Genomic DNA, 19,385 nt, shown 5'->3' on the forward strand with positions numbered 1-19,385 from the left:
CAGGCAGGAATAGCACTCGCGGCATTCCGGCGTGTAGAGCGGGATGACGTGGTCGCCCTTCTTCACCGAGGTGACGCCGGGGCCGACGTCGACGATGATGCCGGCGCCTTCATGGCCGAGGATCGCCGGAAACAGCCCCTCCGGGTCGGCGCCCGACAGCGTGAAGTCGTCGGTGTGGCAGATGCCGGTGGCCTTGACCTCGATCAGCACCTCGCCGGCCCGCGGGCCTTCGAGTTGCACGGTCATCACTTCCAGCGGCTTGCCCGCGGCAACGGCGACGGCGGCGCGTACGTCCATGATTTCTGGTCCTTTCATGTCAATATGGGTGCGGCCGAACCGGCGCACGAAAGAGCATCCGGCTGGCGGATGGAGCGGGAACATGCGTCGCACCGATCGGCGCGGCACAGGATCAGATGGCGGGGCGAGGATCGCCTCGCAGCCGCGGCGCTACAGGCCGCGGCAAACTCAACGCGATCGCGCCTGATGGCGCATCAAATGGGCTTCCAGCATCCTGACGAGGGTGATCAGCACCAGGTTGATGATAAGATACAGCGCACCTGCAATGGCGAAAACCTCGAAGATCGCGAAGGTCTGGCTCATCAGCCGCTTGGCGTAGCCGGTGATTTCAAGCACCGTGATCGTCGACGCCAGGCTGGTGCCCTTGACGGTCAGCACGAGCTCGTTGCCATAGGCCGGCAGGGCCTGACGGATCGCCAGCGGAAACTGGATGCGGCGGAAGCGCAGGAACCGCGACATGCCGGCGGCCTGTGCCGCCTCCACCAGCCCGGCCGGAACCGACATCAGCCCGCCGCGCAGGATTTCCGAGGTGTAGGCAGCGGTGTTCAACGCAAGCGCCATGATGGCGCAACGCGTGCCGTCGCTGATCACCCACCAGGCCATTTCGCTGTTCTTGATGAAGGACAGCTGGCCGAGGCCGTAGTAGAAAAGGAAGAGCTGGACGAGCAGTGGCGTGCCGCGGAACACCGTGCTGTAATACTTGGCAAAGCCGGAAAGGAAGCGGTTCTCCGACAGCCGCATCAGCGCCAGCCCGAGCCCCAGGTTGAAGCCGACCAGCACGGAGACGCCAGTCAGCAGGGCCGTGACACCCAAGCCCTTGAGCAGGACCGGAACCGCACGTTGGATGAGTTCGAGTTCCATCGGTTACTTCCTTGAACGGACCTTGAGGAGGCGCTCGGCCCGATCGAAGCCAACCTGGCTGACGAGGGTGATCATCAGATAGACGACGGCCGCGATGAGATAGAAGATGAAGGGGTTCCGGGTGGACCCGGCTCCGATGAAGGCGGCGCGCATCAGCTCCTGCAGCCCGACGACCGAGACGAGCGCGGTATCCTTGATGGTGACCTGCCAGACGTTGTTCATGCCGGGAACGGCAATCCGCAGCATCTGCGGCAGGATGATCCGGCGGAAGATGCGCCAGCCGGAAAGTCCGAGCGCCCGCGCGGCCTCGATGTGGCCCTTGGGAATGGAGCCCAGGGCGCCACGCACGACCTCAGTCGAATAGGCTCCGGAGATCGCGCCGATGGCGATGACCGCGATGGTGAAGGCGTAGCCGCTGTCGGCGAGCCCCGCATAGCCGAAGGCGGTCGCGACCCTGGTGACGAACTCAACCGAGGAGAAGAACAGCAGGTAGATGATCAGGAGTTCCGGTACGCCGCGCACCACCGACGTGTAGGCGTCGACGATATAGTTGAGCGGGAAGACCCGCCCCCACTTGATGAGGCCGCAGGCGATGCCGACCACAAGGCCCGCCAGCATGGCGGCCGTGCCGACGGCGATCGTGATTGCCGCGCCACGCAGGATGGCGCCGATCCAGCCGCCTTCCCAAACTTGCCAAAGACCGAATTCCATCAGATCGCCTACACCTGCTTATGCCTGAAAGATCAAGGTGACGGCCCCGCGGGCCGGCGGCACGCCCGTGAGGGCGTGCACGCCTTGAACGCGTGCGGGACCAGTCGCTGTCGCTACTTGCAGGGACGGGAGATGTCCGTCTTGAACCAGGTCTCGGAGGCCTTGGCGATCGAGCCGTCGTTGACCAGTTCGCAGAGCGCCTTGTCGATCTTCGCCTTCAGCTCGGTGTTCTCCTGGGCGATGCCGACGCCGATGCCTTCGCCGAGCGTCGCATCGGAGGAGCTGGCGATCTTGACGTCGACCAGCTGGAAGTCCTTGCCGTCGGGCTTGGCGAGGAAATCTTCCAGCGCCGAAGCGTCCGAAAACGCGGTATCGATACGGCCGCTGGCCAGGTCGATCTGCATCTGGTCGAGCGTGTCGTAGGTCTTCAGGTCGGCTTTCGGGGCGTTCTTCTCGAGGTAGTGGGCGTGGGTCGTGCCAGCCTGCACGCCGACCTTCTTGCCGTCGAGCGCCTTGATCAGCGTGTCGAAATCATGGATGCCGGCGAGGTCGGAGCTCTTCGGCGCGACGAACATGTTGGCAAGCTCGGCGTAGCCGTTGGAGAAGCTGATCTCCTTCTTGCGATCCTCGGTGATCGACATGCCCGAGATGATGACGTCGAAGCGCTTGGCCTTCAGTGCCGGGATCAGGCCGTCGAAGGCCTGGACGACGAACTTGCACTTCACTTCCAGCTTGGCGCAGAGCAGGTTGCCGACATCGGCGTCGAAGCCGGTGACGTTGCCTGCTGCATCGGCCATGCTCCACGGCGGATAGGCGCCTTCGGTGCCGATCGACAGTTCACCCTCTGCTGCGTACGCGCTGCCCATGCCTGCGGCAAGGAACGCGACCAGCGACAACACTTTCAATTTCATGTGCTCACTCCCCTATTTAACTTCGTTCATTCACTCTGAACCGGGCTCCTAATCCCGGATGCTTCAAAAGCCGCCGAACTCAGAGCGTGCGGGCCAGGAACTGGCGCAGACGTTCCGAACGCGGGTTGGCGAACAATTCCGCCGGCGGGCCTTCTTCCTCCACCTTTCCCTGGTGGAGAAACAGAATCTTGTGCGACACCTCGCGCGCGAACTGCATTTCGTGCGTGACGAGGATCATGGTGTTGCCCTCTTCCGCCAGCTGGCGGATGACGAGCAACACTTCGCCGACCAGTTCCGGGTCGAGCGCCGAGGTCGGCTCGTCGAGCAGGATCACCTTCGGGCGCATGGCAAGCGTGCGGGCGATGGCGGCGCGCTGCTGCTGGCCGCCGGACAGCTGCCCCGGATATTGGGCATGCTTATCGGACAGGCCGACCTTCTTCAGGAGCGCGTGGGCGTGTTCGACCGCCTCGCTGCGGCCTTCCTTCAGGACGTGCAGCGGTGCCTCGATGATGTTTTCGAGCACGGTCATGTGCGGCCAGAGGTTGAAGTTCTGGAACACCATGCCGACGCGGGCGCGGATGCGTTCGACCTGCCGCATGTCGGCGGGCATCGCGCCGCCGTCAGCGGTCTTCTTCATCTTGATTTCTTCGCCATCGACAACGATGCGGCCGTCATTCGGCTGCTCGAGAAGGTTGATGCAGCGCAGGAAGGTGCTCTTGCCGGAGCCGGACGAGCCGATCATCGACACCACTTCGCCCGGCTGCGCCGAAACGCTGACGCCGTTCAGCACCGATAGCGGGCCGAAGCGCTTGTGGATGTCGTAGACCTCGACAGCCGGCCTCTCGCCGGTCTTCGGCCCTGCCGGAACCGCCTGCGCAACGGCGACCGCCGCCGGGGCAGACGCGACGACCCGCGTGGTGACGCCGTCGCCGAGCGCCTTCAACTCGGCAAGGGCGCGATCGAAATAGCCGAGGCTCGCCCCAAGGCAGGTGCGCTGCCAGTTCAAATCTTCCGGGATGAAGGCGGACTGCAGGGTCGCCTTGATCTTCTGGCCGAGCGGGCTGTCGACCTTGCCGAACAGGTGCAGCCAATTGTCTGCCTGCACCGCATCCGACACGACCTTGCCCTCCAGCGTGCCGCACTCGATGACGAGCGGCAGGACGCGGGCCTTTGGCATCGCCTTGCGGACGGCGGCGGAGACGTAACCGGTCGCAGTCGCGGCAATGCCGGTGTCGGTCGTGGCGGTTTCGCCGGTGACGACGACGGACAGCGCCGGACCGAACACGTCCTTGCCCCATGCCAGGCCGGAATGATCGTTCTCGGCCACCGACAGCAGCGCCGGATAGCCATAGGGGCCGGCGCCGGTGTGCAGGTCGAAGACCACGACGTCCGACGCCTGCTGGGCGAAGGTGGCAAGAATGTCGTTCAGCGTGCGGTTGGACCAGACCGGGCCGCTGCCGCCGTAGAACAGGCCATCGGGGAAGTCGTACTGGCCGGCCTCGATGACCGGCGCGATGCCGGCATAGCCGCCGTTCGCCTTCATCGCCGCCGCGAGCGCCTCGTCGGCCCTGTTGCGGCCGGGCCCTTCCCACTCGTGACAGACGAGGGCGGGATGGAGTTCGGCGTAGCGGGCGTTCTTGGGAGGATCAGCCCGCCAGTCGATGAAATTGCGATTGAGGTCGACATTGTCCTCGTTGACGCGGCGCGACCAGGCCATACCCCAAGGGTTGATCAGATGAACGATCAGGATAGCCGTGTCGTCCGGCAGGCTCCAGGGACAGCTTTCGGCAAGCCAGGCCGACTGGCAGGCCGAGCCGTATGGGCCTTCAACGCCATGCGTACCCGAGATCAGCACCATCAGCCTGGACGCGTCGCGACGGCCGAGGAAGGCCACGTCGGTGAAAAGGGGTTCGCCGCGCGGACCGTTCAGCGGATGGCGAAATTCGTGAAGTTCAGCGCCGGCTTTCTGTGCGGCGGCGATGAAGCGCGCGCGCAAGGTCGTGTAGTCAACCGAGTAAGCCGTCACGGGTGGCATCTGATGCATGCGAAGCTGTCCCAAGTTAAGAACTGAACCGGCATTTTTGCCTTGTTTAGGAGTTCCCGTTTTCTTATTGGTTATAGGAGCGCCCCATATATGTCTATACATTTTATGACGGACGCCGATAAAATCTCGGGATGGCGACTTGGCCGTGTCGTCGACGGCGGATCGCCAGGGAAAATCGGATACGCCGCCCGCGGGGCGAGGCAGTACCCTGTCGGACGGCGTCATAGCCCCAACAACATCCATTAATTCCCCGGCGATAGATCGTGCCGGTCTCGGGCCAGCTTTCTGAAGAGTGGCTGGCGTCTCTCGCTTGCCTGGACGAGCAATGGTCCAGCCGCGCCGAAGGCGGTCAGGAATAAGCCGGCAGCCTCCGCCGACTTGCAAGCCTCGTCCCGTCACGCACGCCCGACTAACGCTCGGAAAAGTCGAGCCTTTTTCTGCCCGCAGCGGTTCGACAGCCGGTCCGGAAGGGCGCAAGCGCCACCCCTGGAAAGTCGCTGGAAATCATAAACTATTGCAATTAAACAATAAATATGATTATATTGAACAGTTATTCAATATTGAGAGGTGGAGCAATGAACCCGCACATTCGCGACATAAGGGTTCCAACCGACTGGGATCGGCGCGGGCTGCCCGGCTGGGCCTACTACAGCCCGGCACTGCTGGAGCTGGAGAAGGACCACCTTTTCCGCAACCACTGGCAGATCATCGGCCACGTCTCCGACCTGCCCGAGCCCGGCGATTACCTCACCATGGACATCGTGGGCGAGCGCGCGCTGGTCGTGCGCGGCAAGGACGGCGTGGTGCGCGGCTTTCACAACATCTGCCGTCATCGCGGCAGCCGCGTCGTGGCCGACGAGCGCGGCAACTGCAAGAACGCACTGGTGTGCCCTTTCCACGGGTGGGTCTACAATCTCGACGGCACGCTGCGGGGGGCAGCGCGTCCGCAATCCTTCCCCGAGCTCGACAAGAATGAGTTCGGCCTGCCTGCGCTCGACCTCGAGATCTGGATGGGGCTGATCTTCATCCGCTTCCGCAAAGGGCCGCAGGCGTCTGTCGCCTCGCTGCTGAAACCCTTCGAGGAGGAGCTGTCGCACTACCGCATCCCCGAGATGGTGCCGGCAAACGGCGTCTGGACCCAGACCAGCCCGGTCAACTGGAAGTCGGTACGCGACGTCGACAATGAAGGCTACCACGTCGCCATGGCCCACCCGGCGCTGCAGGACCTCTATGGCGCCAGCTACTACGACGAGCCCTTCGTCAACGGCGTGTCGCGGTCGTTCGCCACCTACAACCCGCATGCCGGCCGGCGCTGGAGCGTCGGGCGCTACATCAATGTCGCTCCCGAGCCCACCCACCTGCCCGAGCGGCTGAGGAAGGCCTGGATCTATTACGGCATGTTCCCCAATGCGGTGATCGCGGTGACGCCGGAGAGCGCGCAGTTCTACCAGGAGTTCCCGCTGTCGACCGGCGAGACGCTGCTGCGCGGCGCGATCTACCGCTACCGCGACGAAAGCCGCGAAGCGGCCGCCGCACGCTACTTGTCGTCCCGCATCGACCGCGACACCCAGGCCGAGGACGTGCAGCTTTCCGTCTGGTCAAACGAATCCATGCTGTCGAAGGGCTTTGCCGGCTTCTACCTTTCCGATCTCGAATACGGCGTGCGCACCCACCACGACCATATGCGCGCGCAGATCCCGGTGCTGAAGCTGGAAACCGCGCCAAACGAGGCGGAGATGGAGGGACTGAACGCAGAGATGCTTGGCGGGGTCACGCCGCCGGCGCCCTAGCATGGCAGGGCTTCGCGACCGACGCGGTGCGCCGGCAGACCGGCCATCGGGTGCCTTTTCCAGGTGGCCTGCTTGTCCGGCGCGCCGGCTCTGCTACAGAAAGGGCCATGTCCAGGACCACGCCCGCCACGCTCGCTCTGACCAAGGCCGGTATGCCCTTTACCGTGGCCACCTATGACTATGATGCCGGTGCCGAGCGGGTGGGACTGCAGGCGGCCGAGGCCATGGGCGTTCCGGCTTCCACCGTGCTGAAGACGCTGATGGTGGAAGTCGACGGCAAGCCTGCCTGCGTGGTGGTTCCCTCCGATCAGGAGGTCAACATGAAGAAGGTCGCCGCCGCCTTCGGCGGCAAGTCGGCCAACATGATGAAGCCGGCCGACGCCGAGCGCCTGACCGGCTACAAGGTCGGCGGCATCAGCCCCTTCGGCCGGCGCAAGCAGGTGCCGACGGCCGTTGAGGAAATGGCCACGTTGGAGGACGAGATTTTCCTCAATGGCGGCCAGAGAGGCTTGCAAATCCGCATGCGCCCGGACGATCTCGTCCAGGCGCTGGGCGCCAGGGTGGCAGATCTCGTCCGGTGAGCCCCCTCACCCCCGCCAGACACCCTCTTTCCTGAGATCGTCCATCGTGCGCGAGATGCCTTCGCGCAGGATGCCCACCATGTCGTCGATCTGCTCCCTGGTGATGATGAGCGGCGGCGACATCACGCACATGTTGATCAGCGGCCGCACCAGAAGGCCGAGCTCCTGGCAGTGCGCGTCGATGCGCTTGCCGACATTCTTGTCCAGCTCCAGCGGGTTCCTGCTCTCGCGGTCGGCCACGCATTCCACGCAGGCCATGAGGCCGAGACCCCGCACCTCGCCCACCAGCGGCAGTTCCTCCAGCGTCTTCAGCTGCGCCTGGAAATAGGGCGCCACGGCCTGCGCATGGGCGAGCACGCCGCCTTCGAGCAGGTCGAGGTTCTTCAGGGCCACCGCGCAGCCGACCGGATGGCTCGAATAGGTCAGGCCATGGGCATACATCGCCGTCGGGTGATTGGAGCGGCGCAGCTCTTCCAGCAGGCGCTGCGACACCACCATGCCGCCGAGCGGGAAATAGCCCGAGGTGACGCCCTTGGCGAAGGTGATGATGTCGGGCTCGATTCCGAACACGCTCTCTGAAGCGAAGACGTGACCGAGCCGGCCGAAGGCGGTGACGACTTCGTCGGAAATGAACAGGATGTCGTTGTCCCGGCAGATTTTCCGGATGCGCCGCAGATAGCCTTCCGGCGGCACGATGACCCCGCCCGAGGCCTGCACCGGCTCGCCCACGAAGGCGCCAATTTTTTCGGCGCCGATGCGCTTCACCGTCTCCTCGAACTCGGCCACGAGCTGGTCGGTGAAGGCCGCAAGGCTCATGCCCGCCGGGCGGCGGAACGGGTCGGGCGACGACAGTTTTATCACCAGTTCGTCGGCGCCATCCATCCAGTCGCGGTCACGCGGGCGGCCATTGAGCGAGGCCGACAGATAGGTCGAGCCGTGATAGGCGCCGCCGCGCGACAGGATCAGCTTCTTCTCCGGCCGCCCGCGCACATTGTTGTAGAACTGCATGAAGCGCAGCGCACTTTCCACCGCCGAAGATCCGCCGGTGGTGAAGAAGACGTGGTTAAGGTCACCCGGCGCGTGCCCCGCGATGCGCTCGGCAAGCACGGCCGAAGCCTCGCTCATCGTGTACCACGGCGTGTTGTAGGAAAGCTGCATGGCCTGGTCGTACATCACCCGCGCCAGCTCTTCACGGCGGTGCCCGACATTGACGCACCACATGCCCGCCGGCCCGTCGATCAAACGTCTTCCGTCGCCGTCGGTGATGTAGATGCCCTCGCCCTCGCCGATCAGGCTGCGGGCCTCCGCGCCGATCTCGCCGGCGGTCGGCCAGGGCTGCATCAAGTGGCGCCTGGCAAGCTCGACCGCCTCCTCATGACCCAACGTGCAGGCCTCGTTCGCCGCCGTCATGTTCTCTGCCGCCGCCATATGCTTGCCCTTTCATGAGCCTCGTTTCGCGTTTCCGGACCGCTCCGCGCCTTGGGACCAGGCGATTCAAATGATTTCATATTGAATGTCCGTTCAATCAATATCTCAGAAATACCGCTTGATTTCAATCCACGAATAGGCTCATCTTGAGAGAAAGAAAGCACGGCGCGCGCCGGGAACCGCGACGCCGGCAACGAATGGGTGGAACATGCCGGAAGATTGCGCAGCCGCACTTTTGCGAGAGCCGCACCAATGACGGCGGCCGCGGAAGGGTCACCGCCGCTCGCTTTGGGCAGGCGCCGAAGAAGCTCCCTTCTGCAAACCGAACCCGCGCAGGGCTTTGCCCTGATCAGCCCGACCTTTCTTTACGCGCTGGTGCTTCTGGTGGTGCCGATCCTGGTGGTGGTCGCGCACAGCTTCTGGACCCAGAACTATCTCACCATCGACCGCAGCTTCACGCTGGAAAACTACCGCGTCGCGCTGACCGAGCCGATCTATCGCGACCTGCTCATGCGCTCGCTGTGGATCTCGCTTTTGGTCAGCTTCTTCACGGTCGTGATGGCCTATCCGATCGCCTATTTCATTTCGTTCCACGGCGGCCAGCACAAGGGGCTGTGGCTGTTCCTCATCACCATCCCTTTCTGGACCAGCTATCTGCTGCGCGTCATGTCGTGGAGGGTCATCCTCGGCTACAACGGCGTGCTGAATTCCGGCCTGATGGGCCTCGGCTTCATCAGCGAGCCTTCCACCGCCCTGCTCTACAACACCAGCGCCGTGGTCATCACGCTCACCCATGCCTGGGCGGCCTTCGCCATCCTGCCCATCTTCGTTTCGCTGGAAAAGGTCGACCGCTCGCTGATCGAGGCCGCGACCGATCTCGGCGACGGGCCGCTGCGCCGCTTCCTGCGCATCACGCTGCCGCTGTCATCGCCAGGCGTCATCGCAGCACTGCTCATCGTCATGATCCCGACGGTCGGCGACTTCGTCACGCCGCGCCTCGTTGGCGGCAAGGATGGCGTCATGATCGCCAACGCCATCCAGGCGCAGTTCAGCAAGGCCGCCAACTGGCCGCTGGGCGCGGCGCTGTCCGTCACCACCATGGTGATCGTCACCGCCATGGCGGCAGCCGCTGTCCTCATTATCCGAAGTGCTGCGAGGCTGGCACGATGACGGCCCTGCGCAAGATTTTCGCCAGGTGGCTGCCGGTCTATGCGGGGCTCTACATCGTCTTTCTCTACCTGCCGGTGGTCTTCCTGCCGATCTTCTCGCTCAACACGGCGGTCACTCCCAAATTCCCGCTCGAGGGGCTGACGCTCAAATGGTACGAGGAGCTACCCAACACGCCGGCGCTGCTCGACGCGGCCTGGAACAGCCTTGTCGTCGGCATCGCCGCCGCCATCCTCTCCACCGTGCTCGGCATCTGCGCCGCGCGCGCCATCACCCGCTATCGCTTTCCCGGGCGCCGCACCATCAACGGGCTGATCATGGCCCCGCTGGTGCTGCCGGAGATCATCGTGGCCGTGTCCATGCTGCTGGTCATCTTGCAGATGGGGCTGGACCTGTCGCTGATGACCGTCGTGCTCGGCCACGTGCTGGTCTGCATCCCCTATTCGCTGACCGTGCTGACCTCGGGGTTCGAAGGCTTCGACCGCAGCCTGGAGGAGGCTTCCGCCGACCTCGGCGAGACCGCCTTCGGCACCTTCCGGCGGGTGACGCTGCCGATGGTGACGCCGGCCATCATCTCCAGCCTGCTCGTCTCCTTCACCATCTCGCTCGACGAGTTCATCATGGCCTTCTTCCTGACCGGCACCAAGCCGACGCTGCCGATCTACATCTGGGGCCAGCTGCGCTTCGCCGCCAAGCTGCCGGGCGTGCTGGCGCTGGGCACGCTTTTGCTGGTCGGCTCGTTCCTGCTGCTCACCATCGCCGAACTCTTGCGCCGCCGCGCCGCGCGCCGAAGCCAGAACACCGGAGGCGCCTTTGCCTGAGACCCCGATGCCTGAACACACGCCCGCCGATCATCGCACCATGATCGAGATTTCCCGCGTCACGCGCAGCTACGGCGCCTTCAAGGCGCTGGACGACGCCTCGCTGACCATCCGCGAGGGCGAGTTCTTCTCGCTGCTCGGGCCGTCGGGCTGCGGCAAGACCACGCTTCTCAGGATGATCGCCGGCTTCGACAATCCGACCAGCGGCACCATCGCCGTCGACGGCCAGCCGATGGACGGCATTCCGGCCAACCGGCGCCCCACCAACATGGTGTTCCAGAGCTACGCCATCTTCCCGCATCTCAATGTCGAGCAGAACGTCGCCTACGGGCTGAAGCGCCTAAGGCTCGGCGCGGCGGAAGAAAAGCGCCGCGTCGAGGAGGCACTGGCGCAGGTCTCGCTCACGGGGCTGGGAAAACGCGGCGCCACCGAGCTTTCCGGCGGCCAGCGTCAGCGCGTCGCGCTTGCCCGCGCGCTGGTCATGCGGCCAAAGGTGCTGCTGCTCGACGAGCCGCTGTCGGCGCTGGACAAGAAGCTGCGTGAGCAGATGCAGGTGGAGTTGCGCCGGCTGCAGCAGGCGGTGGGCATCACCTTCATCCTGGTCACCCACGACCAGTACGAGGCGCTGGCCATGTCTGACCGCATCGCGGTGATGTTCGGCGGCCGCATCGCGCAGGTCGCCTCGCCCAAGGAGATCTACCAGCGCCCGGTCAACCGGCAGGTGGCCGACTTCCTCGGCGGCATGAATTTCGTCAAGGCCGAGATCGTGGAGGAGAACGGCGCCTCGCTGGTGGTCGACACGCTGGGCTTCGGCCGCGTCAGGACCGACAAGCCGGCCGCCTTCGTGCGCAACGGCAAGGCGGCCACGCTCGGCATCCGGCCCGAACGGCTGCGCGTCTTGTGGGACGACGCAAAAGCGAAATTCGAGGTGGCCGGCCGCGTCGTCGAGCGCCACTATTTCGGCGAGATCACCCATCTGATCGTGGAAATTCCGGGCCTGGAAAATCCGCTTTCCGTCACCGAGACCAACGACTTCGGCGCCGACGACATTCCGGTCGGCGCACCCATCCGCCTCGCCTACGACCCCGACGCTCTGGTGGCGATGGCCGACTGAATTCACCTCTCCGCAATGGGAGCCCTCGCATGACGATCACCGCGCTCGACCATGTCCAACTCGCCATGCCGGCCGGCCGCGAGGAAGAGGCGCGGAGCTTCTATCAGGACCTGCTCGGCATTCCCGAAGTGCCGAAGCCGGCAGCGCTCGCCGCGCGCGGCGGCTGCTGGTTCGAGATCGGTTCGGTGAAGATACATCTCGGCGTCGAGACGGATTTCGTGCCGGCTCGCAAGGCCCATCCCGCCTTGGTCACTGACGACCTTGCCGGCTTGGCGAAAAAGCTTGAGGCTGCGGGCGTTGCGGTTACTCCGGACCACGCACTTGCTGACACCGAACGCTGCTTTGTCAGAGATCCCTTCGGCAACCGCATAGAGCTGGTCCAGGGAAAGCCGTAGTCATCGGCTGGCCGGGCTATCCTCGCGAAGCTTCCAGTTCAGACAGCACCTTCCGAGCCGCAATCCGCCCCGCCACGATCGCGCCTTCGATATAGCCGGGGAAGGACGGCGACAGTTCCGACGACGCGAAATGCACCGGCGGGGCGCCAGCCAGAAGCACGCCTTCCGCATCCGTGGCATTCATATCGAGGATGAGATCGCTATAGGCGCCGCCGCTCCAGGAATCGTCAATCCAGCTGCGATAGCTGAAGTCGAGCACGGCCTCGGCCTCGGGCCCCAGCGCCGTCACCAGCCGCGACATCACTTCGCCACGCAGGGCGGCTTCGTCCAGCCCGCCCCAGCGCAGCGCCAGCGGGCCGCCGATGAAGACGACCACGGCCGGATGGCTTTCGTCCTTGCCGGCATCGCAGGCAAACAGCCCCGGCAGGTTGCGCCACATGACCATGCCGCTCAGGCCCCGTTCGCGCCAGAGGGCGCGGGCATAGCGCACCAGAACCTTGATCACCGCGCCGCTGTGCCAGACGCCGAGCGCCCGCGCCAGGCGGGCGGGAAGCGGCGGCGAGAAGGCGAGCTTCGACGCCATCATCGGCGGCACCGCGACCAGCACCGAAAGCGCTTCGAACACGCGATCGCCCGCCAGCACCTTCACGCCGTCCGGCGCATGCTCGATCCTGGTTACCGGCCTGCCGAGCTGCAGCCGGTCGCCGAGGTCGCCCGCCAGGTCGTCGGCCAGCGACTGCATGGTCTCGGCCAGGAAATACTGCAGCTCCGACGCTTCGTTGGTGATGCGGCGGTCGTTGTCGATCAGGTGCCAGAGGGGGATATTCTCCAGCGCCTGGCACCACAGGCCCTCGATCATCGAGCGAAAACCCGCCTTGGTGTCCGCCGCATCCTGCTGCCGCTCCAGCCATTCGGCCACGGTCATGCCGGCCATTGCCGGATCGTCCGGCTCGATGCCGTTCATGCGCTCGCGGATTTCCATGACACCGACATAGTTCCGCTCGGCGTCGCCGGCCGGCATCGGCGGCTGGGCGATGAATTCGCCGTCGACATGGGTTTCCACCAGCGTCTTGCCGCGCGCCTTCACCAGCGCGATCAGTTCCGGCATATCCTCGCACAGGAACTGCCCGCCCGTGTCGACCAGTTCGCCGAGGCCGTTGCGCCGCGCCTCGACGCGCCCGCCCACCCGGTCGCGCGCCTCCAGCACCAAGAAGTCCACCCCGGCGCGGCGCAGTTCCTGCGCCGCCGAAAGGCCGGTGAACCCGGCCCCGACGATGACAACCTCCGTCTTTGCCTGCCTGTGGCTCAATAGCCGGCCTTGATCTTCTCGAACTCGGCGATCATCTTCTGCTTCAGCTCGGCCGGAACCGGCGTCTGGAACAGCGTCTTGTCGAGGAACTTGTCGACGTCGGCATAGCCCTTCTCCTCGAGCATCGCCGGATCGACCGAGGCCATACCCTTGGCGTTGGCGTGGCCATAGCCCCATTCGCCCACCATGTAGCCCGCGGTCGCCGGATCGTTCACCGCGTTCAGGTAGTCATAGGCCTTCTCTTCCGAGCCCGGCGCGTCCTTGTAGCGGACATAGCCGCACACCCAGGTGGAGATGCCCTCGTCGGTGTCGCGCTTCATCTTCACCGGCGCGCCACCCGCCGCCGACTGCACGGCCGCGTCGTTCCAGGCCCAGGCGAGGTCGACCTCGCCGCCGCTGATCGCCTGCACGATTTCGGTGGTGTCGGTCCAGTATAGGCGCACGTTCTTGTGCACCTGGCGCAGGAAGTCGGATGCCTGGCTGAACTGCTCGTCGGTCATCTGCGTCCAGTCGCGCAAGCCGATCGCCAGGCTCGCCAGCGCATAGGCGTCGTCGACATTGTCGCCGATCGAGACGCGGCCCTCGAACTTCGGATCCGCGAAGGCCTTCAGCGACTGGATGTCCTTCTCGTCCACCTTCTCGGTGTTGTAGGTCACGGCGGTGTTGCCCCAGTCCCAGGGCATGAACCAGACCGTGCCGTTCTCGTCGGTGGCGAGGTTCTTCATCGCCATGATGCCGGGGTTGATGTCCTTCCAGCCGGTGATCTTGGCGGGGTCGAGCGGCTGCAGCAGTCCCGCCTCGCGCCACTTCACCACGCTCTGCGAGCAGGGGTGGCCGAGATCGGCCTTGAAGCCGGAGCGAATCTTCTCGAAAGCCTCGTCCTCGTCGCCGAAGAAGGTGAAGGTCGGCGAATCCCCGTGCTTTTCGGCATAGGCGGGATGGAAGGCCGGATCCTCGTAGCCGGCCCAGTCGAAGATGACCAGATCCTTGTCTGCAGCCGAGGCAAGGCCGGCAGCGGACACGAAGAGCGCGCCTCCCAGCGCCAGTTTGATCGAAAGCCTTCTGGTCAATTCCCTCATCGTTCCACCCTCTGGTTGTTATCGTGTCATGAGATCTTTCGCCGGCCTGCGGCTTCCCGCAAAAAATGCTTTGGAAAGACCGAGGCCAGATAGTCCGCTGCGGCCTGATGGGCCGTTTCGCGCGTTACGCTCTCGGCGTTGATCATCAGGCGCAGCCACAGCCCTTCGAGCATGGCGCTCAGGCCCAGCGCCGTCGCCTCCGCGTCGTAGTCGTAGCCGGCATCCTGCTTGAGCTGCGTGCACAGCTCGACGATGGTCTGCTGGTAGGCCTCGTCGCGCGCGCCGCTCAGCATCTGGTAGGTCGGGCGCGACTTGGCCTCCCCCCAGAAGGCGCACCAGGCCGCCAGCTTGCGCTTGTTGCAGATCGAGCGGTCGAAATCGGCCGCCACCAGCGCCTGCAGCCGCCGCGCCGGATCATCGCCGGCCTTTTGCAGGGCGCTGCGCCAATGGGCGGAATACTCGTCGTACATGTACTGCAAGGTGGCGACGAGCAGCTTTTCCTTGCTTTCGAAATGGAAGTTCACGATGCCGCGTGATAGGCCGGCGCCATCGGCCACATCGGCCATGGTGGTGTCGGAATAGCCGCGCTTGGCCAGCGAATCGATCGTTGCCTCGATGAGCTGCAGCTGCCGCGTCTCCTTGGAGGCCTTGCGGCTGCGCCGTTCCGCGTCGCCCTTGCCGGCGGCCTTCTCGGCCTCCTTCTGTGTCGTCGATCCCATCCTTGCCGCCATACTGCACATCGCCGCTAACGACCCTCGTCCGGCTTCCATCCGCGCAGATGAGTGGGACGGTGCTCCCCACTGTCAAGCACCTTTTGCATCGCCTCCCAGGTTGCGATGTTCTTGTCGACATAGGCAGCGCCCACGACCGCTGCGACCGGCGCATAGAGCGGCCCTTTCAGCCTTTCGAGCTCGCCGCGCGCAACCTCGCGATACCAAGGGTTGCGGTCGGTGACGGTGATGTCGCGGAAGCCCACTGCCTCCATCGCCTTGCGGTAGTGGGTGGGCGAGCGCATGGCAAAGCTCAGCCCTTCCGCCGCCACATAGGATTTCATCTCGGGCGACGGCTCGCCGTCATGGCCGATCATCCAGTTCGAGGCGGCAAAAACCCCGCCTGGCTTCAGCACGCGAAAGATCTCGGCAAACAGCGCCTGCTTGTCCGGCACGTGGAGCAACGCATCCTTGGAGAACACAACGTCGAAGACAGCATCGCCGAAGGGCAATGGGCCGGGCGGCGCCTGAACGAAGTCGACGCGATCCGAAAGGCCGCGCTTTTCCGCACGCCCGCGCGCGACCTCTAGCACCGGGGCCTCGACGTCGAAGCCGGTCACATGCGCCGCATCGTGCTTTTCGACGAGATGCAGCGCGATGCCGCCTGCCCCGCAGCCGATGTCGAGGATTTGCTTGCCGGCCAGTGACAGGCCATCGACCACCCTATCGACCTCTTCCGGCCCGCCGGGCGACAGATAGCCCTCACCCCACAGCGCCTCCAGGAAGCGGATGGCGGTGCCGTCATATTCCGGCTCTGCCTCGGCAGTTTCGATCATTGTTCCACCCCTCCAAGCGGAAAAATCCAACGTCGAAATTCCGGAAAGCCTACTCCACTTACGACAAAACGCAACTCTAGTTTGTTGAACATTCATTCAAAATGGCTGGACAGGGCCGGCGTTCCCGTGCCAGATTTGCAAAAAACAAGAGCGGGAACCGGAATGAAGACTTGGGACGCCATCGTCATCGGCGCCGGGCACAACGGGCTCGTCAACGCCTGTTACCTGCAGCGCGCCGGCCTCGACGTGCTTGTGGTGGAGAAGAACGACTGGATCGGCGGCGCGGCCACCAGCCGCTCGCTCACGCCCGGCTTCCTCTACTCCAACTGCTCCTATGTCTGCTCGCTGTTCCGGCCCGAGATCATGCGCGACCTTGAGCTGCCGCGCTTCGGCCTGCAGGTCATCTCCTATGAGGGCGGCGCGGTGTTCACCCGCGATGGCGACTATCTCGCCAACTACCGCGATCACCACGCCCACCGCCGCGAATTCGCGCGCTTCTCAGCCCGCGATGCCGAGGCCTACGGCCGCTACGCCCGCGACGTGACGCGCCAGTGCCGGTTCATCCAGCCGCTCCTGATGCGCACCGCGCCAGACCCGACCAGCTTTCGCCCACGCGACATCGGCGAGCTCATCTATCTCGGCAAGAAGTTCGCCGGACTGGGCGCGACTGAGATGGCCGACACGCTGCGCTTCTGGACCATGTCGATCTCCGACTTCCTCGACGAATATTTCGAGACCGACGTCATTAAGGCCAATTTCGCGCTTTCGGGCATCATCGGCACCGCGCTCGGCCCCATGTCGCCTGGTACGGCCTATGTGCTGCTGCACCACTATATGGGCGAGGTCGACGGCTCGGTCGGCGCCTGGGGCTATGCGCGCGGCGGCATGGGGGCCGTCACCAAGGCCCTGGCCGACAGTTTTCGCGCCTCCGGCGGCACCATCCGCACCGGCGCGGAAGTGGAGCAGGTGTTGGTGAAGAACGGCAAGGCACGCGGGCTGGTGCTGGCCGGCGGCGAGGAAGTCCACGGCAAGCTGGTGGTCTCCAATGCCGACGTCAAGCGCACCTTCCTGAAGCTCGTCGAGGAGAAGGAACTGCCTGACGCCTTCCTGCGCCGGGTGAAGAACTTCAAGATGCGTGGCTCGTCCGGCAAGGTGAACATCGCGCTGGATTCGCTGCCCGAATTCCCCGCGCTGCCGAAGGATTCGCCCTGCTATCGCGGCGACATGCACTTCACCGATTCCGTCGAGCGCATGGAGCGCGGCTATGACGACTGGAAGGCCGGGCGCTGGTCGGCGGACCCCTTCCTCGACATGATGATGCCCACCATGCTCGACCCGACCATGGCCCCGCCCGGCAAGCATTTCATGAGCTGCTTCGTGCAATACTGCCCGCCCAAGGTGGAAGGCAGCGACTGGACCGACGCCGACCGCGACGCCTTCGCCGAAACGGTCGTCTCGCAGATCGCCGACTATTCGCCCGGTTTTCGCGACCGCATCGTGCACATGGAGGTGCGCACGCCGCGCGAACTGGAGGCCGAAGTCGGCCTCACCGAAGGCAACATTTTCCAGGGCGAGTTGACCTTCGACCAGCTGCTGTTCAACCGCCCGGTGCCCGGCTACGCGCAATACCGCTCGCCCATCGACGGGCTCTATATCTGCGGCTCCTCCACCCACCCCGGCGGCGGCGTCATGGGTGCGCCCGGCCGCAACGCCGCACACGAAATCCTGCGCGACCTCTCGCGCCCCACCAAGCATATGAGCCCGGCCCATGACGTCATTTGATGCCATCGTCATTGGCGGCGGCCACAACGGCCTCACCGCCGCAGCAACCCTGGCGAAGAGCGGCCGCAAGGTGCTGCTGCTGGAGGCCGCGGGCGAGCTCGGCGGTGCCGCCCGCACGGAGGAATTCGCGCCGGGTTTTCGTGTGTCCACCGCCCACTTGCTGAACCGCCTGCATCCTGAGGTGGTCAGGACGCTCGAGCTTGAGAAGCACGGGCTTGTGCTGCCCAAAGGCCAGCTCGCTCCTAGCATTGCGCTCTCGCGTGACGGCAAGCCGCTCACGCTCCATGGCGCCTATGGCGAAAGCCTCTCCGGCGCCTCGGCCCCGGAAGCCGCGGCGTGGCAGGAATTGCGGGCGCAGCTGCTCCGCTATGCCGGCATCCTGAAGCCGCTGCTGACCCGCCGGCCGCCCGACCTCGGCAACATGTCGCTGATGGAAATCTCGGCCTTTGCCATGACCGGCCTGTCGCTGCGCCGGCTCGGCAAGGAGGACATGCGCGATTTCCTGCGCATGCTGCTGATGAACGTCTCGGACGTCGCCGACGAACATCAGGAAGACGACCGGCTGAAAGGCCTGCTCGCCTTCGATGCCACGCTCGGCAGCCATCTCGGGCCGCGCTCGCCCACCTCGCTGCTCGGCCTCTACTATCGCCTTGCCGGCGAGATCGGCGCCCAGCCCGGCGCGCAGGCGCTGCCCGCCGGCGGCATGGGCGCGGTGGTCGCCGCCATCGAGCGCGCGGCAAAAGCTGCCGGCGTCAGCATCCGCACCGAAGCGCCTGTGGCGAAAATACTGGTCGAAAAGGGTCGCAGCGTCGGCGTCGTGCTCGCCAGCGGCGAGGAAATCCGCGCCCGCACGGTGGTTTCGGGCATCAATCCGCGCAGCACTTTTCTGGATCTCGTCGGCACGCGCGAGATCGACACCGGCTTTGTCCGACGGATAAAGAACATCCGCATGAAAGGCGATGCGGCAAAGCTGCATCTCGCACTCGACCGGCCGCCGGAATTTTTGGGCGTCGATGCCGCCGGCCATCGCGGCCGCCTCGTCATTGCGCCCTCGGCCGACCATGTCGAACGCGCCTTCAACCCGGCCAAATATGGCGAGTTTTCGCCGGAGCCGGTGATGGAGATCACCCTGCCGAGCCTGGCGGACCCCACGCTCGCGCCGGACGGCGCCTGCGTGGTCTCGGCAGTGGTGCAATATGCGCCCTATGCGCTGAAGGAAGGCTGGGAGGCCGGCAAGCCGAAGTTTTTGGCCGCCATCATGGCCCGGCTAGAGCTTTTCGCGCCGGGCGTCGGCAAGCTGGTGCGCCATGCCGAACTGCTTACGCCCGCCGACATCGAGGCGCGCTACCGCATGCCCGGCGGCCACTGGCACCATGGCGAACTGCAGGCAGACCAGATGCTGATGTCGCGCCCCGCCTTGGGTGCTGCCGGCTACGACACGCCGGTGGATGGGCTGTTCCTGTGCGGCGCCGGTTCGCATCCGGGCGGCGGCATTTCCGGCGTGCCGGGCCTGAACGCGGCGCGGCGCATCATCGAAATGAGGGGCTGA

18 protein-coding genes are annotated in these 19,385 nt (G+C 65.0%); 8 read left to right on the forward strand and 10 right to left on the reverse strand.

All coding sequences use genetic code 11. The features are described 5' to 3' along the window. The 5 genes from C7449_RS14765 to C7449_RS22355 form a co-directional block, all read right to left on the reverse strand. The coding region (locus tag C7449_RS14765; protein WP_170115903.1) for an alcohol dehydrogenase catalytic domain-containing protein at positions 1-297 on the reverse strand (297 nt) is incomplete at its 3' end. A gap of 168 nt (positions 298-465) precedes the next feature. Then, positions 466-1,158, reverse strand: coding sequence for an ABC transporter permease (locus C7449_RS14770; protein ID WP_108003670.1), 693 nt, complete (start codon positions 1,156-1,158; stop codon positions 466-468). A 3-nt stretch (positions 1,159-1,161) separates the two neighbouring features. Next, a complete protein-coding gene (locus tag C7449_RS14775; RefSeq protein ID WP_108003671.1) occupies positions 1,162-1,869 on the reverse strand; it encodes an ABC transporter permease in 708 nt (235 codons plus the stop codon). A 113-nt stretch (positions 1,870-1,982) separates the two neighbouring features. After that, entirely contained in the window at positions 1,983-2,780 is a 798-nt protein-coding gene (locus C7449_RS14780) for a transporter substrate-binding domain-containing protein (RefSeq protein WP_108003672.1), read from the reverse strand. 79 nt (positions 2,781-2,859) lie between these two features. Further along, positions 2,860-4,824 (reverse strand): DUF2817 domain-containing protein, encoded by a 1,965-nt coding sequence (locus C7449_RS22355; protein ID WP_108003673.1) that lies wholly within the window; start codon positions 4,822-4,824, stop codon positions 2,860-2,862. Between the two features lie 575 nt (positions 4,825-5,399). Here C7449_RS22355 and C7449_RS14790 point away from each other — a divergent pair. Beyond that, positions 5,400-6,614 carry an aromatic ring-hydroxylating oxygenase subunit alpha gene (locus C7449_RS14790; protein ID WP_108003674.1) on the forward strand — a complete coding sequence of 405 codons (1,215 nt, stop codon included), beginning with the start codon at positions 5,400-5,402 and terminating at the stop codon, positions 6,612-6,614. A 107-nt stretch (positions 6,615-6,721) separates the two neighbouring features. Continuing rightward, positions 6,722-7,195: a Cys-tRNA(Pro) deacylase gene (gene ybaK, locus C7449_RS14795; protein ID WP_108003675.1), complete on the forward strand. Its 474-nt coding sequence runs from the start codon at positions 6,722-6,724 to the stop codon at positions 7,193-7,195. 6 nt (positions 7,196-7,201) lie between these two features. Here ybaK and C7449_RS14800 read toward each other — a convergent pair whose 3' ends face one another. Further along, the gene (locus tag C7449_RS14800) at positions 7,202-8,623 is read right to left on the reverse strand and encodes an aminotransferase (RefSeq protein WP_108003676.1); all 1,422 of its coding nucleotides are present in this window, start codon (positions 8,621-8,623) and stop codon (positions 7,202-7,204) included. A 252-nt stretch (positions 8,624-8,875) separates the two neighbouring features. Between C7449_RS14800 and C7449_RS14805 the strand changes: the two genes are divergently transcribed. Genes C7449_RS14805 through C7449_RS14820 form a run of 4 tightly spaced genes read left to right on the forward strand, consistent with a single transcriptional unit; the run spans position 8,876 to position 12,120 of the window. Continuing rightward, the gene (locus C7449_RS14805; RefSeq protein ID WP_108003677.1) at positions 8,876-9,793 is read left to right on the forward strand and encodes an ABC transporter permease; all 918 of its coding nucleotides are present in this window, start codon (positions 8,876-8,878) and stop codon (positions 9,791-9,793) included. Then, positions 9,790-10,611, forward strand: a complete 822-nt coding sequence (locus tag C7449_RS14810) for an ABC transporter permease (protein WP_108003678.1) — start codon at positions 9,790-9,792, stop codon at positions 10,609-10,611. Before C7449_RS14805 ends, C7449_RS14810 begins: the two co-directional genes overlap by 4 nt. A gap of 40 nt (positions 10,612-10,651) precedes the next feature. After that, positions 10,652-11,725: an ABC transporter ATP-binding protein gene (locus tag C7449_RS14815; protein ID WP_108003942.1), complete on the forward strand. Its 1,074-nt coding sequence runs from the start codon at positions 10,652-10,654 to the stop codon at positions 11,723-11,725. A 29-nt stretch (positions 11,726-11,754) separates the two neighbouring features. Then, complete coding sequence (locus C7449_RS14820; RefSeq protein WP_108003679.1) at positions 11,755-12,120, forward strand: VOC family protein; 366 nt, start codon at positions 11,755-11,757, stop codon at positions 12,118-12,120. A gap of 16 nt (positions 12,121-12,136) precedes the next feature. Here the strand turns inward: C7449_RS14820 and C7449_RS14825 are convergent, their stop codons facing one another. The 4 genes from C7449_RS14825 to C7449_RS14840 are packed head-to-tail and all read right to left on the reverse strand — an operon-like array spanning position 12,137 to position 16,054. Continuing rightward, positions 12,137-13,429, reverse strand: a complete 1,293-nt coding sequence (locus tag C7449_RS14825) for a flavin monoamine oxidase family protein (RefSeq protein ID WP_108003680.1) — start codon at positions 13,427-13,429, stop codon at positions 12,137-12,139. After that, positions 13,426-14,508, reverse strand: a complete 1,083-nt coding sequence (locus C7449_RS14830) for a substrate-binding domain-containing protein (protein WP_108003681.1) — start codon at positions 14,506-14,508, stop codon at positions 13,426-13,428. Before C7449_RS14830 ends, C7449_RS14825 begins: the two co-directional genes overlap by 4 nt. 26 nt (positions 14,509-14,534) lie before the next feature. Continuing rightward, positions 14,535-15,227, reverse strand: a complete 693-nt coding sequence (betI, locus tag C7449_RS14835; protein ID WP_108003682.1) for a transcriptional regulator BetI — start codon at positions 15,225-15,227, stop codon at positions 14,535-14,537. Between the two features lie 26 nt (positions 15,228-15,253). Then, complete coding sequence (locus C7449_RS14840) at positions 15,254-16,054, reverse strand: class I SAM-dependent methyltransferase (protein ID WP_108003683.1); 801 nt, start codon at positions 16,052-16,054, stop codon at positions 15,254-15,256. A gap of 162 nt (positions 16,055-16,216) precedes the next feature. On the opposite strand from C7449_RS14840, the gene C7449_RS14845 reads away from it, so the two are divergent. Together C7449_RS14845 and C7449_RS14850 are read left to right on the forward strand one after the other, a co-directional pair. After that, a complete protein-coding gene (locus tag C7449_RS14845; RefSeq protein WP_108003684.1) occupies positions 16,217-17,836 on the forward strand; it encodes a phytoene desaturase family protein in 1,620 nt (539 codons plus the stop codon). Continuing rightward, positions 17,823-19,385 (forward strand): phytoene desaturase family protein, encoded by a 1,563-nt coding sequence (locus C7449_RS14850; protein WP_108003685.1) that lies wholly within the window; start codon positions 17,823-17,825, stop codon positions 19,383-19,385. Before C7449_RS14845 ends, C7449_RS14850 begins: the two co-directional genes overlap by 14 nt.

The organism is Mycoplana dimorpha, from assembly GCF_003046475.1.
GTDB lineage: Bacteria > Pseudomonadota > Alphaproteobacteria > Rhizobiales > Rhizobiaceae > Mycoplana > Mycoplana dimorpha.

Bases quoted from the DNA above. Each gene is read 5' to 3' on its own strand.
- C7449_RS14810 (WP_108003678.1), top strand. From the start codon at position 9,790: ATGACGGCCCTGCGCAAGATTTTCGCCAGGTGGCTGCCGGTCTATGCG.
- C7449_RS14770 (WP_108003670.1), bottom strand. From the start codon at position 1,158: ATGGAACTCGAACTCATCCAACGTGCGGTTCCGGTCCTGCTCAAGGGC.
- ybaK (WP_108003675.1), top strand. From the start codon at position 6,722: ATGTCCAGGACCACGCCCGCCACGCTCGCTCTGACCAAGGCCGGTATG.
- C7449_RS14780 (WP_108003672.1), bottom strand. From the start codon at position 2,780: ATGAAATTGAAAGTGTTGTCGCTGGTCGCGTTCCTTGCCGCAGGCATG.
- C7449_RS14820 (WP_108003679.1), top strand. From the start codon at position 11,755: ATGACGATCACCGCGCTCGACCATGTCCAACTCGCCATGCCGGCCGGC.
- C7449_RS14840 (WP_108003683.1), bottom strand. From the start codon at position 16,054: ATGATCGAAACTGCCGAGGCAGAGCCGGAATATGACGGCACCGCCATC.
- betI (WP_108003682.1), bottom strand. From the start codon at position 15,227: ATGGGATCGACGACACAGAAGGAGGCCGAGAAGGCCGCCGGCAAGGGC.
- C7449_RS14815 (WP_108003942.1), top strand. From the start codon at position 10,652: ATGATCGAGATTTCCCGCGTCACGCGCAGCTACGGCGCCTTCAAGGCG.
- C7449_RS14850 (WP_108003685.1), top strand. From the start codon at position 17,823: ATGACGTCATTTGATGCCATCGTCATTGGCGGCGGCCACAACGGCCTC.
- C7449_RS14845 (WP_108003684.1), top strand. From the start codon at position 16,217: ATGAAGACTTGGGACGCCATCGTCATCGGCGCCGGGCACAACGGGCTC.
- C7449_RS22355 (WP_108003673.1), bottom strand. From the start codon at position 4,824: ATGCATCAGATGCCACCCGTGACGGCTTACTCGGTTGACTACACGACC.
- C7449_RS14805 (WP_108003677.1), top strand. From the start codon at position 8,876: ATGACGGCGGCCGCGGAAGGGTCACCGCCGCTCGCTTTGGGCAGGCGC.
- C7449_RS14790 (WP_108003674.1), top strand. From the start codon at position 5,400: ATGAACCCGCACATTCGCGACATAAGGGTTCCAACCGACTGGGATCGG.
- C7449_RS14830 (WP_108003681.1), bottom strand. From the start codon at position 14,508: ATGAGGGAATTGACCAGAAGGCTTTCGATCAAACTGGCGCTGGGAGGC.
- C7449_RS14775 (WP_108003671.1), bottom strand. From the start codon at position 1,869: ATGGAATTCGGTCTTTGGCAAGTTTGGGAAGGCGGCTGGATCGGCGCC.
- C7449_RS14800 (WP_108003676.1), bottom strand. From the start codon at position 8,623: ATGGCGGCGGCAGAGAACATGACGGCGGCGAACGAGGCCTGCACGTTG.